Source organism: Nonomuraea spiralis (assembly GCF_014648435.1).
GTDB classification, from domain to species: domain Bacteria; phylum Actinomycetota; class Actinomycetes; order Streptosporangiales; family Streptosporangiaceae; genus Nonomuraea; species Nonomuraea spiralis.
The window spans coordinates 1-13,855 of sequence record NZ_BMRC01000017.1 but is presented as its reverse complement, the minus strand read 5'-3'; the positions used below and the strand labels follow the sequence as shown (position 1 = coordinate 13,855).

The following is a 13,855-nucleotide window of genomic DNA, read 5'->3' as shown; positions in this document are numbered from 1 at the left end:
GCGTCAGGCGCGGGTCACCTTCGCCAGGTCGGCCTCGATGCGCGCCGCCGTGGCCAGGAGCTGCGGCAGCAGCTCCCGCCTGACCTGGTGGAGGCTGGTACGGCCGGCGTGCGTGGAGACGTTCACGGCGGCGACCGTACGGCCGGCGTGGTCGCGTACGGGCACGGCGACGGAGCGCAGGCCCTCCTCCAGCTCCTGGTCCACCATCGCCCAGCCGCGCAGGCGCACCTGCTCCAGCTCGGCCAGCAGCGCGGCGGGCAGCACGACGGTCCTGGAGGTCAGCCTGCGTAACGCGGCCCGTCCCAGGTAGTCCTCCAGCGGGCCGGGCGGCAGCGCGGACAGCAGCACCCGGCCCATCGACGTGCAGTAGGCCGGGAAGCGGGTGCCGATGCTGATCGACACACTCATGATCCGGGCGGTGGCGACGCGGGCGACGTAGACGATGTCCTCGCCGTCGAGGACCGCGACCGAGGCGGACTCGCGTACCTCGGCGGCCAGGCGTTCCAGGTGGGGGCCGGCCACCTCGGGCAGCGAGAGGCCGGACAGGTAGGCGTACCCCAGCTCCAGGACGCGCGGGGTCAGCGCGAACAGCCGGCCGTCGCTGCGCACGTAGCCGAGGTCGGCGAGCGTGATCAGGAACCGTCTGGCCGCGGCGCGGCTGAGGCCGGTCGCCCGCGCGACCTGACTGAGCGTCAACTCGGGCGCCGCGGCGCTGAACGCGCGGATCACCGCGAGCCCTCTGGCCAGCGACTGCACATGATCGACCATGGTGATCCCTTGACAAGAGCCGACAAGGGCGTAGTTTCCGCCATACGGGGCTGTTCGGACAGAGAATACCTGTGCGCATAGCGAACACCTAGGAGCAGACGTGCGTCGCGCTCTCATCATCCTCGCCGCCCTGCTCGTGACCGCCTGCGGCGGCACGGAACCCGGTACGCGGGCGGCGGGCACGGACAAGGTCAACGCCGGGGTGATCGCGATCGTCGACACCGCGCCCATCCACCTCGGCAAGGCCAAGGGCTTCTTCACCGAGCAGGGCATCGACCTCACGATCACGCCGGTGCAGGGCGGCGCGGCCAGCATCTCCGGGGCGGTCGGCGGGCAGTTCCAGTTCGCCTTCGCCAACACCACCTCGCTGCTGACCGCCAGACAACAGGGCCTGGACGTCAAGGTGGTCGCCAACGGCGTCTCCTCGACCGGGCAGCAGGGCAAGGACTTCAGCGCGGTGCTGGTCGAACCGGGCAGCCCGATCAGGTCGCCCAAGGACCTGGCCGGCCGGAAGATCTCGGTGAACCAGCTCAAGAACATCGGCGACACGACCGTACGGGCCTCGGTGCGCAAGGCGGGCGGCGATCCCGGCGGCATCGAGTTCGTCGAGCTGCCCTTCCCCGACGCGCCCGCGGCCCTGAAGAGCGGCCAGGTGGACGCCATCTGGGTGGTCGAGCCGTTCGTCAGCCAGGCGATCAGTCAGGGGGCGCGGCCGGTGGCCTGGAACTTCGCCGACGCCGCCCCCGACCTCACCGTCGCCATGTACTTCACCACCAGCCGGACGGACCCTGACCTGACCAGGCGGTTCACCGCGGCGATGCGCCGGTCGCTGGAGTACGCCGACGGCCATCCCGACGAGGTGCGGGAGATCCTCAAGACGTACACGAAGATCTCGCCCGAGGTGATCGCGAAGATCTACCTGCCGAAGTGGCCGGTCGAGGTCAACAAGGCGTCGGTGCAGACCATCGCCGACCTGGCGCGGGCCGACGGCGTGCTCAAGGACAGGATCGACGTCTCCACGCTGGTCCCGTGAGGCGCGACCCGCTCTACGGGCTCGCCGGGCTGGCCGGCCTGCTCGCGCTGGTGGAGGCCGTGCCCCGGCTCGGCCTGGTGGACGAGCGTTTCCTGCCGCCCGCCACGCGCATACTCGGCACGCTCGCCGCCGAGCTCGGCACCGCCCGGTTGTGGATCGCGCTCGCCGAGACCCTGCGCGGCTGGGCGCTGGGGCTGGCGCTGGCGTTCTGCGCGGCGGTCGTGGCGGGCGTGGTGATCGGGACCGTGCCGGGGCTGCGGGCGCTGACCGGCTCGACGGTCGAGTTCCTGCGGCCGATCCCGTCGGTCGCGCTGGTGCCGCTGGCCACGCTGCTGTTCGGCGCCTCGCTGGGCTCGACGCTGCTGCTCGTGGTGTACGCCTCCTTCTGGCAGGTGCTCATCCAGGTCCTGTACGGCGTCGCCGCCGTCGATCCCGTCGCCCACGAGACCGCCCGCGCGTACGGGTTGTCGGCCTGGTCGCGGATCAGGCACCTGGTGTGGCCGACGGCATTGCCGTACGTGATGACCGGGCTCAGGCTGGCGGCGGCGGTGGCGTTCATCCTGGCGGTGACGGCCGAGCTGGTGATCGGCAGCCCGGGGCTCGGCGCGGAGATCCAGGTGGCGCAGAGCAGCGGGGCCGTGCCCACCGTGTACGCGCTGATCGTGGTCGCCGGGGCCGTCGGCATCGCGGTCAACGCGGCCGTACGGCTGCTCGAACGCCGGGTGCTGGCCTGGCATCCGGCCGTGCGCTCGGAGGTCGCGGCGTGAGGGCACTGCGGCTGGTCGCGCTGCCCGCGGCGCTCGTACTGGTGTGGTGGGCGGTCGGCGGGAGCACGTTCTACCTGCCGGGCCCGGTCGAGGTGGGCCGGGCCTTCGCCGCGACGTGGTTCTCCGAACGGCTGCTCGACGACGTGCTGCCGAGCCTCGGGCGGCTGCTCGCGGGCTACGCGGTGGCCGGGCTGCTCGGGGTCGGGCTCGGCGTGCCGATCGGCCTGTCGCGGCGGCTGCGGGCCACGCTCGAACCGGTGCTGGAGTTCTTCAGGGCCGTCCCGCCGCCGGTGCTGGTCCCGCTGATCATGTTGCTGGCCGGGATCGACACACCCATGAAGGTGCTGGTCATCGTGTCGGGCTGTGTGTGGCCCGTCCTGCTGAACACCGTGGAGGGCGTACGGGCGCTGGACGAGGTGCTGTCCGACACCTGCCGCATGTACGGCGTGCGCGGCGTCTCCAGGTTGCGCCGGTTCGTCCTGCGCGGCGCCAGCCCGCAGATCATGACCGGCCTGCGGCAGGCGTTGTCCATCGGGATCATCCTCATGGTCATCAGCGAGATGTTCGCCAGTTCCAGCGGGCTCGGGTTCACGATCCTGCTGTTCCAGCGGCAGTTCCAGATCGCCGAGATGTGGAGCGGGATCCTGCTGCTCGGGCTGCTCGGCCTCGGGTTGTCGCTGCTCTTCCGCCGCCTTGAGCGGTGGGTCCTGGCCTGGTACCACGGCAGCGGAGCCGCCCGTGCTTGAGATCCGCGAGCTGAACAAGGTCTACCGGGGCTCCGGCCGCCTGGTCGAGGCCATCGGCTCGGTCACGTTCGACGTCGCGGCCGGCGAGCTGGTGTGCGTCGTGGGGCCGTCCGGCTGCGGCAAGACCACGCTGCTGCGCTGCGTGGCCGGGCTGCTGCCGGCCGGCGGGGGCGAGGTGCGGGTGGCCGGCGAGCCGGTGACCGGGCCGCCGCCGCGCATGGCCGTGGTCTTCCAGGAGTACGGCCGCAGCCTGTTCCCGTGGATGACCGTACGGCAGAACGTCGAGCTGCCGCTGAAGGAGAAGCGGCTGCCGCGGGCGCGGCGGGCGGAGCTGGTGGCCGGGTCGCTGGCCGCGGTCGGGCTGTCCGACGCGGCCGACGCCCATCCCTGGCAGCTCTCCGGCGGCATGCAGCAGCGTGTCGCCATCGCGCGGGCCGTGGCGTACGAACCGGAGGTCCTGCTCATGGACGAGCCGTTCGCCGCCGTGGACGCGCAGACCAGGGCCGACCTCGAAGACCTGATCCTGCGGCTCTGGCGGGACCTGGAGGTGACCGCGCTGTTCGTCACCCACGACATCGACGAGGCCGTCTACCTCGGACAACGGGTGATCGTCCTGTCGTCGTCGCCGACCGGCGTGATGGCGGACATCAAGATCGACCTGCCGCGCGACCGCGACCAGCTCGCCACCCGGTCGCTGCCGCTCTTCGGCGAGCTGCGCGGGCAGGTCTACCGGTGGATCCAGCAGGCGAGAGGGGCACGATGAGCACGGTCAGGGACGCGGCGTTCGCGGTGCTGCGGCGGCACGGGCTGACGACGATCTTCTGCAATCCCGGCTCGACCGAGGTGTCGCTGCTCACCGACCTGCCGGACGACCTGCGGTTCGTGCTCGCGCTGCACGAGGGGTCGGTCGTCGGCATGGCCACCGGCTGGGCGATCGGGCACGCGGCGCCCGCGCTGGCCGTGCTGCACACCACGGCCGGGCTGGGCAACGCGGTGGGCGCGATCGCCACGGCCCGGGTGAACCGGGTGCCCCTGGTCGTCCTGGTGGGGCAGCAGGACCGGCGGCACCTGGCGCTGGAGCCGTTCCTCGCCGGGCGGCTGGACGGGCTGGCCGGCGAATACCCGGTGTGGACGCACCAGCCGGTACGGGCGCAGGACGTGCCGGGCGCGCTGGCCCGCGCCTGCCACGAGGCCGTCACGCGCCGCGGCCCTGCGCTGGTCGTGGTGCCGATGGACGACTGGGCCGCGCCCTACGAGGACGAGACCCCGGCCGCACCCGCGCGCGTGCTGCGGCCCGCCGCCGTGCCCGACGACAGCCTCGCGCCGCTGGTCGAGCTGCTGGCCGGGGCGCGCTCGCTGGCGATCGTGGCGGGGGCCGGGGCGTCGTGGGGGCCGCTGGTGGCGCTGGCCGAACGGCTGGCGTGCCCGGTGTTCCAGGAGTCGTTCGGAGCGCTGGCGGGGTTCCCGCAGGACCATCCGCAGTACGCGGGGGTGTTGCCGGCTGATCGCGGGCGGTTGCGGACGACGCTGGCGCCGTACGACGTCGTGCTGGCCGTGGGGGCGCCGGTGTTCCGGCAGTCCCCGTACGCGCCGGGGCCGCTCGTCGAGCCGGGGACGACGGTCGCCGTGGTCACCGACGACCCGGCCGAGGCACACCGGAGCCCGGCGGCCCTGGCCGTCCTGGCGCCGCCCGGGGCCGTCTGCGAGCGCCTGGCGGCCCTGGTGCCCGCCCGTCCCCCGGGTCCCGTCCCGAGTCCGCCGGGGCTCCTGGACGCCGGCGTGCCCGCGGGTGGGCCGTTGCGGGCCGCGTACGTGCTGCGCGAGCTGGCCCGGCGGCTTCCGCGCGACGTCGTGCTGCTGGAGGAGACGCCGTCGTCCCGTCCCGATCTGCACCGGCTGGTCCCGGCCAGGAACCCGCTGGGTTTCGTCTCGGCGGCCATGGGCGGGCTCGGGTTCGCCGTGCCCGCCGCCGTCGGCGTACGCATGGCGCTGCCCACCCGCCCGGTGGTCGCGGTCGTGGGCGACGGCTCGGCGCTCTACGGCGTGCACGCCCTGTGGAGCGCCGCCCACTACCGGGTGGGCGCGCTGTTCGTCGTGCTCGCCAACGGCCGGTACGCGGTCATGGACCGGCTCGCCGACCGGCAGGGCGGCAAGGCGCCGTGGCCGCCGTTCACCGAGGTGGACATGACCACGCTGGCCAGGTCGCTCGGCTGCCCCGCCCGGCGGGTGGACGGCCCCGCCGAGCTGGCCGCCGCGTTCGACGAGGTGATCCCGTCGCTGGCCGCCCGGGAGGAGCCCCTGCTGCTCGACGTCGCCGTGACCGTGGACCCCGACTTCCAGCCCTGAGACCGGGGGCCCGGCTCACCAGGCCGGGCGGCGGCGGCCCCCGTCGGTGTCGGGGTCGAAGCACAACTCGGGGGCGGCGTCCGGCTTGAACACCTCGTCCAGGGCCCACCGCTCGAACGGTCGGGCGCACGGCGGCGCGCCGGCGATGGCCAGCTCGCGGGCGTCGAGGTCCATCACCACGGAGTAGACCGTGTGGCACTCCTCGGCCGGCGTGGCGTCGGGGTCGAGGTGGCGGCAGACGCCGTCGGGGAAGGAGTAGTGGTCGCGCAGGGCGGCGACGACGTGTTCCAGCCCGATGGCGCGGTCGGCGGCGGTGTCCTCCAGCAGGTGGCGCAGCCGTTCATGGCGCAGCAGGGTCAGGCCGGAGCTGGCCGCCTTCCGGTCCTCCAGCGGCAGCTCGGCCTGGAAGTGGTTGGAGTGGGTGAGCAGGCCGTCGCGCGGCAGCAGCGCGCCGAAGACGTCGGGAGCCACCTCCAGGTCGATCGCCTCGCCTCCGGCGTCGGCGATGAGCAGGTTGCCCGAGGAGACGCGCGGCACGTCGAGCACCTTGCGGTGGGCGCGGCTCATCCGTTCGGACTGAAGCACCCCGCGCAGCAGGAAGTGGTACGGCACCCCCGCCCCGGCCCGGTCGCGGTCGGACTGCAGGCGGTTGGCGCACACGCCGAGCCCCGCCGAGTTGAGCCCCGACTTGGCCAGCATGCCCGCCTCGGCCAGCGTGAGCACCGCGAACCCCTCGGTGTCGCGGGTGGCCAGCAGGAACGTGACCGCGCCCTGCTCGGGATGCCAGTCCCAGTTCTGGGCGAGCAGGGTGTGGCCGTCGCGGGTGTACTTCGGCAGCACGGCGACCGAGGTGCAACCCTCGTCGTAGCCGGTGCCGTCGAGCAGCTCGGTACGGGCGTTGAGCGCGGCGATGTGCTCGACCGGCTGGCCCGCGCCCGCCGCGAGCCCCTCCAGCATGGCGGCGATGCCGGCGTCGTAGGTCCTGGCCACGTCGAGGAAGGTCAGGCCCCAGCGCCGCACGTCCGCCGGGGAGAGGCCGGACTTGTCGCGGAAGCGCCGCAGGTAGGTCTCGACGCTGCGCGCGACCAGGTCGGCGGTACGGTGACCGACCTCGGCCCCCATCTCCTCGTAGGTGCCCTCGACAGCGATGAGCGGGGTGTCCATGAATCGGCCTTCCGTGAGGGGGGTTGGGCTCGGTCTTCTTCCCATTCCCCCCATCAGGGGTTCATCCCCACCCCTCAGGCACGCTCGGCGGCCTCCACCACGTTGGACAGCAGCAGCGCGCGGGTCATCGGGCCCACCCCGCCCGGGTTGGGGGTGAGGAAGCCGGCGACCTCCTCCACGTCGGGCGCCACGTCACCGGCGATCTTGCCGTTGATCCTGGAGACGCCCACGTCGAGGACGGCCGCGCCGGGCTTGACCATGTCGCGCGTGATCAGCTCGGGCACGCCCGCCGCGGCCACGACGATGTCGGCGCGGCGTACGTGGGCGGCCAGGTCTTGGGTGCCGGTGTGGCAGAGGGTCACCGTGGCGTTCTCGCTGCGGCGGGTCAGCAGGAGGCCGAGCGAGCGGCCGACGGTGATGCCGCGGCCGACCACGACCACGTCGGCGCCCTTGATCGGCACGTCGTACTCCTGGAGCAGCAGCACGATGCCGTGGGGCGTGCACGGGAGGGGGGCGTCGACCATGTGGACGAGGCGGCCGAGGTTGACCGGGTGGAGGCCGTCGGCGTCCTTGGCCGGGTCCATCTGCTCCAGCAGCGCCATCGTGTCGAGGTGCTTGGGCAGCGGGAGCTGGACGATGTAGCCGGTGCAGGCCGGGGAGGAGTTGAGCTCGTCGATGGCCGCCTCGACGTCCTTCTGGGTGGCGGTGGCCGGGAGGTCGACGCGGATGGAGGCGATGCCGACCTCGGCGCAGTCGCGGTGTTTGCCCGCGACGTAGATCTGGCTGCCGGGGTCGTCGCCGACCAGGACGGTGCCCAGGCCGGGCGTGATGCCGCGGTCCTTGAGCGCGGCCACCCGGGTCGCGAGGTCTGCCTTGATCCTGGCGGCGGTCGCCTTGCCGTCGAGTTTCACTGCGCTCATGCCGCCAATCCTTCCACGACTCCCCCGTTCCCGGTCACCGGCCACCCGTCGACCGCAGTCTTGGGTGTGAAGTCGTCCACAGTTTTTCCACAGATGGGAGGCAGGCGGCTCCGGTTGTCCACAGGAGATCGATGACATCGTTGTCATCGATCCCGGAAAGGCATATCGTGACCGTCGCCGACACCATGCCGACGGAGGTTCCCCTTGCCCGCCCGTTCCCTCGCGACGTCCCCGTCCCGCGTCACGTCCTGCCGGCCCGCACTCGGATGACCTGCGTACTCGCCGTCGACATCGGGGGCACCAAGCTCGCCGCCGCCCTGGTCGACGAGGGCGGCGCCCTCCTGCGTTCCGCCACCCGGCCCACGCCGCGCGCCGACGTGATGTCCGCCCTGGCGGCCCTCGTCGCCGAGGTGACCGCCGACGGCCCGCCTCCGCACGCCGTCGGCGTCGGCTGCGCGGGCCCCCTCGACCTCACCACCGGCGCCGTGAGCCCGGTCAACATGCCGAGCTGGCGCGGTTTCCCCCTGCGGGAGGAGCTGCGACGGCTGACCGGCCTGCCCGTGGTGCTGGCCGGCGACGCCCAGTGCATGGCACTCGGCGAACACTGGCTGGGTGCCGGCCAGGGCAGCACCTCGCTGCTCGGCGTCGTCGTGTCCACCGGCATCGGCGGCGGCCTGGTGATCGGCGGCGCGCCGGTCCTGGGCCCGGCGGGCAACGCCGGGCACGTGGGCCACATGAGCGTCGATCCCGGCGGCGAGCGCTGCGAGTGCGGCGGCCGGGGCTGCGTCGAGCGTTACTCCAGTGGCCCCAACCTGGCCCGCTGGGCGCTGGAGAACGGCTGGGCCCCCGCCGGCGAGCGCGACGCCAGGGCGCTGGCGGCCGACGCGGCGGCCGGGCATCCGGTGGCGGTGGCGGCCTTCGAGCGGGGCGCGCGGGCGTTGGCCGGCATGATCGCCTCCGCGGCGGCCGCGGTCGAGCTCGACACCGTGGTCATCGGCGGCGGTGTGTCGGCGGCCGGCGAGGTGCTGTTCGGCCCTCTGGAGCGCGCGCTCGACGACGTGGCGGGGCTGGCGTTCGTCAGGGCGGTCCGGGTGCGGCCGACCACGCTGGGCGTACGCGCCGGGCTGGCCGGGGCCGCCCGGCTCGCCTGGCGCCTGTCCGGCCCGGGAGCGCCGCCGCCGCCCGACCCGGCCATGGCCGGCGAAGGCCCGCCTCCCGTCGTGGGGGCGGGCCCGATCGGCTAGTCGCGCTCGGCGAAGCGGGCCTCGCGGCGCTCGATGATCCTGCGTGTGAACGGGATGACCTCCACGACGCGGCCGCCCAGGTACGCACCGATGAAGGCGAGGACCAGGAGGACGAAGGGGCTGGTCGCGAGGCCGTTCATGGTCACGAAGGCGTGCAGGGTCGTGTCGAGCATGGGGACTCCGGGGGTATGAGCACAGCAGGGCGGCAATCAGGGTAACCGGACCCGGCCACTGCTCGCCGCCAAAACGGATAAAGGGCGACAAGTGATCTCTTGTCGCCCTTTATGGTGATCAATCGTTGATCAGTGGAAGAAGTGGCGGGTGCCGGTGAAGTAGAGGGTGACGCCGGCCTTCTCGCAGGCGTCGATCACTTCCTGGTCCCTGATCGAGCCGCCCGGCTCGACGATCGCCCTGACCCCGGCCTCGATCAGCACCTGCGGCCCGTCGGGGAACGGGAAGAACGCATCGGAGGCGGCGACCGAGCCGGCGGCCCGCTCCCCCGCCCTGCTGACCGCGAGACGGCAGGAGTCGACCCGGTTGACCTGGCCCATGCCCACGCCCACCGTGGCGCCGTCGGCGGCCAGCAGGATGGCGTTCGACTTCACCGAACGGGAGGCGCGCCAGGCGAAGGCCAGGTCGGCCAGCAGCTCGGGCGAGGCGGCCGGGCCGGTCTTGAGCTCCCACGTCGCCGGGTCGTCCCCGGCGGCGTCGATCCTGTCGACCGACTGCAGCAGCAGGCCGCCGTCGATCCTGCGGAACTCCAGCGGCTGGGACGGCCGCTCCGGGCAGCGCAGCAGGCGCAGGCTCTTCTTGGCCCGCAGCACCTCAAGCGCCTCGGCACTGAAGTCGGGGGCGACGACGACCTCGGTGAACACCTCGGCGATCTGCCGGGCCAGCTCCACCGTGACCTCACCGTTGACCGCGATCACGCCGCCGTACGCCGAGACGGGGTCGCAGGCGTGCGCCTTGCGGTGGGCCTCGGCCACGTCGGCGCCGACGGCGATGCCGCACGGGTTCTGGTGCTTGATGACGGCCACGCAGGGCTCGGCGAAGTCCCAGGCCGCCCGCCAGGCGGCGTCGGAGTCGAGGTAGTTGTTGTAGGACATCTCCTTGCCGTGGAGCTGCTCGGCGTTGGCCAGGCCGCCCGAGCCACCGGTGTAGAGGGCGGCGCGCTGGTGCGGGTTCTCGCCGTAGCGCAGGGTCGCCTTGCGCTCGTACGTGGCGCCGGTGAACTCGGGGAACTCCTCCCCGCCCGCGTACGGGCCGGCGAACCAGCTCGCCACGGCCACGTCGTACGCGGCGGTGTGCGCGTACGCGGTGCCGGCCAGGCGGCGGCGCTCGTGCAGCGTGAAACCGCCCTCGTCCAGCGCGGTGAGCACGTCGCCGTAGGCGGCGGGGTCGACCACGACCGCGCAGGTGGCGTGGTTCTTGGCCGCGCCCCTGATCATCGCGGGCCCGCCGATGTCGATCTGCTCGACGCACTCCTCGTCGGAGGCCCCGGAGGCCACCGTCTGCTGGAACGGGTAGAGGTTGACCACCACGAGCTGGAACGGGTCGATCTCCAGCTCGTCGAGCTGCGCCACGTGGTGGGGCTTGGTGAGGTCGGCCAGCAGCCCGGCGTGCACGCGCGGGTGCAGCGTCTTGACCCGGCCGTCGAGGCACTCGGGGAACCCGGTGAGCTGCTCCACCTTGGTCACCGGGATCCCGTGGGACGCGATCGCGGCGGCCGTGCCGCCTGTCGACACGATCTCCACGCCGGCGCCGTCGAGAGCCCTGGCCAGCTCTTCGAGCCCGGACTTGTCGTAGACAGCGATCAGCGCGCGCCGGATGGCGATGCGAGTCACGTGCTTTCCCCTCCTGATTGGTTGCCGATGCGGACGGTACGTCCGCTGACCGTCCAGCCCTCGCGGGCCATCCGGCCGACGATGTCGACGAGCAGGCGGCGCTCGACGGTCTTGATGCGCTCGTGCAGGACCGCCTCGTCGTCCTCGGGCAGCACGGGCACCGCCTCCTGGGCGACGATCGGCCCCGTGTCGATCCCCGCGTCGGCCAGCATCACGGTGCAGCCGGTCACCTTCACCCCGTGCGCCAGCGCGTCGCGCACGCCGTGGGCGCCGGGGAAGGACGGCAGCAGCGCCGGATGGGTGTTGAGCACGGGGAACGCGTCGAGCGTGGGCGCACCCAAAATTTTCATGAAGCCCGCCGACACGACCAGGTCGGGCTCGTACGATGCGATCTTGGCGGCGAGGGCGGCATCCCAGTCCGCCCGAGTCGCATGATCACCCACTTTTTCGACAAATGTCGGGACATCTACCTTGGCGGCCCTGGCCAGACCTTCTATGCCGTCCCGGTCCGCGCCCACCGCCACCACGCGCGCACCGTACGACGGGTCGGCGGAAGCGTCCAGAAGGGCCTGTAGGTTGGTCCCAGAGCCGGAGACGAGGACGACGAGCCGCCCAGCCTTTGACACGCACACTCCAAAGAATGGAAACAGGGTGGGGCTGACAGGGTATCTGTTCCTCGCCCGGCGACGCAGAGGAGGTCAGGTGTCGACACCGGTGCAGGCACCGGCGGGCCAGCAGCCCGCCGATTCAGCGGGTCGCCGTGCGATCTGGTTGTCCATCGCCGCGCTGGCCATGACGTTCATGTTGCCGCTCGCCGGCCTGGTCATGGCCCTGTTCGCGCTCATGGCGGGCATCCGCGCGCTGCCGCGGCTCAAGAGCGCCCACCGGCCCACGGGCACTGCGATCGGCGGCATCACCATCTCCTCGATCGCGCTCGCCCTGTCGGCGATGGCCACGGGGATGCAGCTCTACCTCATGGACGAGTACTCCGCCTACCAGGAGTGCATGAAGGGCGCCGGCACGGTCTCGGCCCAGGGCGAGTGCTTCACCCAGTTCAGGGACGCCGCCCAGCGCAAACTGCCGCCCGACGTGCTCCGGCTGCTCGGGACGATGCAGCCCTAGCTAGTCGCGGTCCCAGGCGTACGGGTCGACGTAGATGACGTGGCCGCCGCGGTCGTCGGACTCGTCCACGATGTCCTTGCGCGGCGGGCGTACCGGGGCGGGGGGTTCGGCGGGGCGCGGGCGGGCCTGGGCCAGCGTCTCGGCCTCGGCCGACGCGTGCTCGTCCTGCCAGTCGTCCCTGATGACCGGGATCTCCTGGGTGTCGGCCTCGGTGGCGTCCATCCAGTGGCCGGGCAGCGGGCGCGGGTCCGACTCCGCCAGACCCACCTTGCTGGCCGCCTTGGCGATGGCCGCGCCCGCCTTGCGCACCGGTACGGCGGCCTTGTCGAGCGGCGCGCGGGCCTTCTTGTTGAGCAGCAGCAGGTTGGCCACGCCCGCCGAGATGCCGGCGGCCACGCCCACCTCCAGGGCCACCGACAGGGCCACCTCCCACGGGGACGGGCCGATCGCCGACAGCCGGCCGCCGCCGATCGGGCCGCCGGACAGCGCGGCCAGCAGGCCCGCGACCAGGCCGGTGGAGACACCGGTCAGGAAACCCCACAGGGGCGCGGCCTCGTACGACGGAGAGGGTGAGATCCGGGCCACGAAGACGCCCGCCACCGCGCCCGCCGCGAACGGCAACGCGATCACGGCCATCATCCACGCGGGCACGGGACCGCTGTCGGGCAGCGCGCCCAGCATCGGCAGGCTCGGCACCGTGCCGAGCTCGACGCCGGTCGGGGCGACCAGCGTGTCCGTGCCGATGGCGAAGCCGGGACCGGCGATGTAGGAGGAGGCCCAGATCACGGCGTTCAGCAGGTAGAGGAGCTGGAGCAGCAACAGCAGCACGCCGCCGACGAACCCCGGCGCGAGCACGTTCGACAGCTCCCTGACCTCCCCGAAGTTCAGTACGACCGCGACCAGCACCAGCACCAGCCCGGCCGCCAGCAGCCCCGTCGTGGCGACGGCCGTGCCGACCGTGACGGCCCGCAGGCGTTCGGGCAGCAGCTTGAGCATGATCCGCCACGGGCCGATCATGCGCGCGGTGGCCAGCGAGCCGGCCAGGAAGGCCAGCGTGAAGTGGCTGAGCAGCGCCTCGCCGATGAACGGCTGGGTGAGGTCGTTGCCGGCCACCAGCGCGATCAGCCCGGCCAGCAGCGCGTAGGGGGCCGCCAGTGAAACACCGGCCTGGCCGACCAGGACGAGCTGCGCGCGGCGGCGGGCGTTGGCCTGCTCGCGCGGGCTGTTCTTGGGCAGCCGGGCGGGCAGCCGCAGCCGCAGGTCGGCGTCGCGGGCCATCCACCGGCCGGCGCGGTAGAGCAGGAACGCGGGCAGGATCATCAGCCCGAGCGGCAGCAGCCCGACCCGGCCGCCGGGCATGGCGAACCCCGCGTGGTGCGCGGCCAGCCAGAGCTGCGCCGCCGCGCGGAACACGCCCGGCAGGCCCGCGCCGAGCGTGCCGCGCGGCGCGGCGATCCAGCCCACGAGGGTGAGGGTGGTGAGCACGGCCAGACCGACGCCGAGCGTGCAGGCGGCGGCCAGCATGCCCGACACGGGTAGCGGCCGCCTCGTCTCGTCGTCGTCGGTCGAGACGCCGGGGAGCTTGCCGAGCACCGACTTGGGGGCGGTGCGCAACTGGTCGAGAATGGCCGTCACAGATGCGATTTTCTCAATCTTTCCCAACCATCGCTTGGTTGACGCGCCGCAGTGGGTCCACTTTGTCGCCGTGATGACCCTCGCGAGCGTGCCTCGGCCGCTTTCCCCGTCCTTTACGCGCCGCCCGGCGGGGTCTGGGACATGGAAAAGCCCCGCATGGCGGGGTGAAGTCAAGGGGTCGTCGCAACACTGATTGATCAACTGGCGAGTGCCAGGAGCTTGGTGAGACGCTCGGCTGGGGTTTCCCAGCCGAGCGTTTTGCGTGG

At 72.8% G+C, this 13,855-nt stretch carries 14 protein-coding genes; 7 read left to right on the top strand and 7 right to left on the bottom strand.

From position 1 onward, the window contains the following. Positions 1-3: 3 nt before the first annotated feature. Positions 4-768 carry an IclR family transcriptional regulator domain-containing protein gene (locus IEZ27_RS34095; RefSeq protein ID WP_189651018.1) on the bottom strand — a complete coding sequence of 255 codons (765 nt, stop codon included), beginning with the start codon at positions 766-768 and terminating at the stop codon, positions 4-6. Positions 769-868: 100 nt separating this feature from the next. Between IEZ27_RS34095 and IEZ27_RS34090 the strand changes: the two genes are divergently transcribed. The 5 genes from IEZ27_RS34090 to IEZ27_RS34070 are packed head-to-tail and all read left to right on the top strand — an operon-like array spanning position 869 to position 5,660. Next, on the top strand, positions 869-1,801 hold the full coding sequence (locus tag IEZ27_RS34090; protein WP_189651017.1) for an ABC transporter substrate-binding protein: 933 nt from the start codon (positions 869-871) through the stop codon (positions 1,799-1,801). Then, on the top strand, positions 1,798-2,568 hold the full coding sequence (locus IEZ27_RS34085) for an ABC transporter permease (RefSeq protein WP_189651016.1): 771 nt from the start codon (positions 1,798-1,800) through the stop codon (positions 2,566-2,568). Before IEZ27_RS34090 ends, IEZ27_RS34085 begins: the two co-directional genes overlap by 4 nt. Continuing rightward, a complete protein-coding gene (locus IEZ27_RS34080; protein ID WP_308427323.1) occupies positions 2,565-3,314 on the top strand; it encodes an ABC transporter permease in 750 nt (249 codons plus the stop codon). Before IEZ27_RS34085 ends, IEZ27_RS34080 begins: the two co-directional genes overlap by 4 nt. Then, on the top strand, positions 3,307-4,077 hold the full coding sequence (locus IEZ27_RS34075; protein ID WP_189651015.1) for an ABC transporter ATP-binding protein: 771 nt from the start codon (positions 3,307-3,309) through the stop codon (positions 4,075-4,077). The genes IEZ27_RS34080 and IEZ27_RS34075 overlap by 8 nt, the downstream gene beginning before the upstream one ends. After that, positions 4,074-5,660, top strand: a complete 1,587-nt coding sequence (locus tag IEZ27_RS34070; protein WP_189651014.1) for a thiamine pyrophosphate-dependent enzyme — start codon at positions 4,074-4,076, stop codon at positions 5,658-5,660. The genes IEZ27_RS34075 and IEZ27_RS34070 overlap by 4 nt, the downstream gene beginning before the upstream one ends. A gap of 15 nt (positions 5,661-5,675) precedes the next feature. On the opposite strand, the gene IEZ27_RS34065 is transcribed toward IEZ27_RS34070, so the two are convergent. Both IEZ27_RS34065 and IEZ27_RS34060 read right to left on the bottom strand, forming a co-directional pair. Then, entirely contained in the window at positions 5,676-6,824 is a 1,149-nt protein-coding gene (locus IEZ27_RS34065; RefSeq protein WP_189651013.1) for a C45 family autoproteolytic acyltransferase/hydolase, read from the bottom strand. A gap of 74 nt (positions 6,825-6,898) precedes the next feature. Continuing rightward, positions 6,899-7,744, bottom strand: a complete 846-nt coding sequence (locus tag IEZ27_RS34060; RefSeq protein ID WP_189651012.1) for a bifunctional methylenetetrahydrofolate dehydrogenase/methenyltetrahydrofolate cyclohydrolase — start codon at positions 7,742-7,744, stop codon at positions 6,899-6,901. Between the two features lie 167 nt (positions 7,745-7,911). Between IEZ27_RS34060 and IEZ27_RS34055 the strand changes: the two genes are divergently transcribed. Continuing rightward, the gene (locus IEZ27_RS34055) at positions 7,912-8,988 is read left to right on the top strand and encodes an ROK family protein (protein WP_308427322.1); all 1,077 of its coding nucleotides are present in this window, start codon (positions 7,912-7,914) and stop codon (positions 8,986-8,988) included. On the opposite strand, the gene IEZ27_RS34050 is transcribed toward IEZ27_RS34055, so the two are convergent. From IEZ27_RS34050 to purN, 3 genes are all read right to left on the bottom strand, one after another. Further along, on the bottom strand, positions 8,985-9,161 hold the full coding sequence (locus IEZ27_RS34050) for a hypothetical protein (RefSeq protein ID WP_185845127.1): 177 nt from the start codon (positions 9,159-9,161) through the stop codon (positions 8,985-8,987). The genes IEZ27_RS34055 and IEZ27_RS34050 overlap by 4 nt on opposite strands. A gap of 129 nt (positions 9,162-9,290) precedes the next feature. After that, the gene (gene purH / locus IEZ27_RS34045) at positions 9,291-10,832 is read right to left on the bottom strand and encodes a bifunctional phosphoribosylaminoimidazolecarboxamide formyltransferase/IMP cyclohydrolase (RefSeq protein ID WP_125644463.1); all 1,542 of its coding nucleotides are present in this window, start codon (positions 10,830-10,832) and stop codon (positions 9,291-9,293) included. Further along, positions 10,829-11,458: a phosphoribosylglycinamide formyltransferase gene (purN, locus tag IEZ27_RS34040; protein WP_221762574.1), complete on the bottom strand. Its 630-nt coding sequence runs from the start codon at positions 11,456-11,458 to the stop codon at positions 10,829-10,831. Before purN ends, purH begins: the two co-directional genes overlap by 4 nt. Before the next feature lie 76 nt (positions 11,459-11,534). Between purN and IEZ27_RS34035 the strand changes: the two genes are divergently transcribed. After that, entirely contained in the window at positions 11,535-11,954 is a 420-nt protein-coding gene (locus tag IEZ27_RS34035; RefSeq protein WP_229824597.1) for a hypothetical protein, read from the top strand. Here the strand turns inward: IEZ27_RS34035 and IEZ27_RS34030 are convergent, their stop codons facing one another. Beyond that, positions 11,955-13,589 carry a cell division protein PerM gene (locus tag IEZ27_RS34030; protein WP_189651011.1) on the bottom strand — a complete coding sequence of 545 codons (1,635 nt, stop codon included), beginning with the start codon at positions 13,587-13,589 and terminating at the stop codon, positions 11,955-11,957. Positions 13,590-13,855 lie beyond the last annotated feature (266 nt).

What these genes read in the sequence shown, in the direction of transcription:
- IEZ27_RS34095 (WP_189651018.1), bottom strand. Translation starts at nt 768, where the DNA reads ATGGTCGATCATGTGCAGTCGCTGGCCAGAGGGCTCGCGGTGATCCGC.
- IEZ27_RS34065 (WP_189651013.1), bottom strand. Translation starts at nt 6,824, where the DNA reads ATGGACACCCCGCTCATCGCTGTCGAGGGCACCTACGAGGAGATGGGG.
- IEZ27_RS34070 (WP_189651014.1), top strand. Translation starts at nt 4,074, where the DNA reads ATGAGCACGGTCAGGGACGCGGCGTTCGCGGTGCTGCGGCGGCACGGG.
- IEZ27_RS34060 (WP_189651012.1), bottom strand. Translation starts at nt 7,744, where the DNA reads ATGAGCGCAGTGAAACTCGACGGCAAGGCGACCGCCGCCAGGATCAAG.
- IEZ27_RS34050 (WP_185845127.1), bottom strand. Translation starts at nt 9,161, where the DNA reads ATGCTCGACACGACCCTGCACGCCTTCGTGACCATGAACGGCCTCGCG.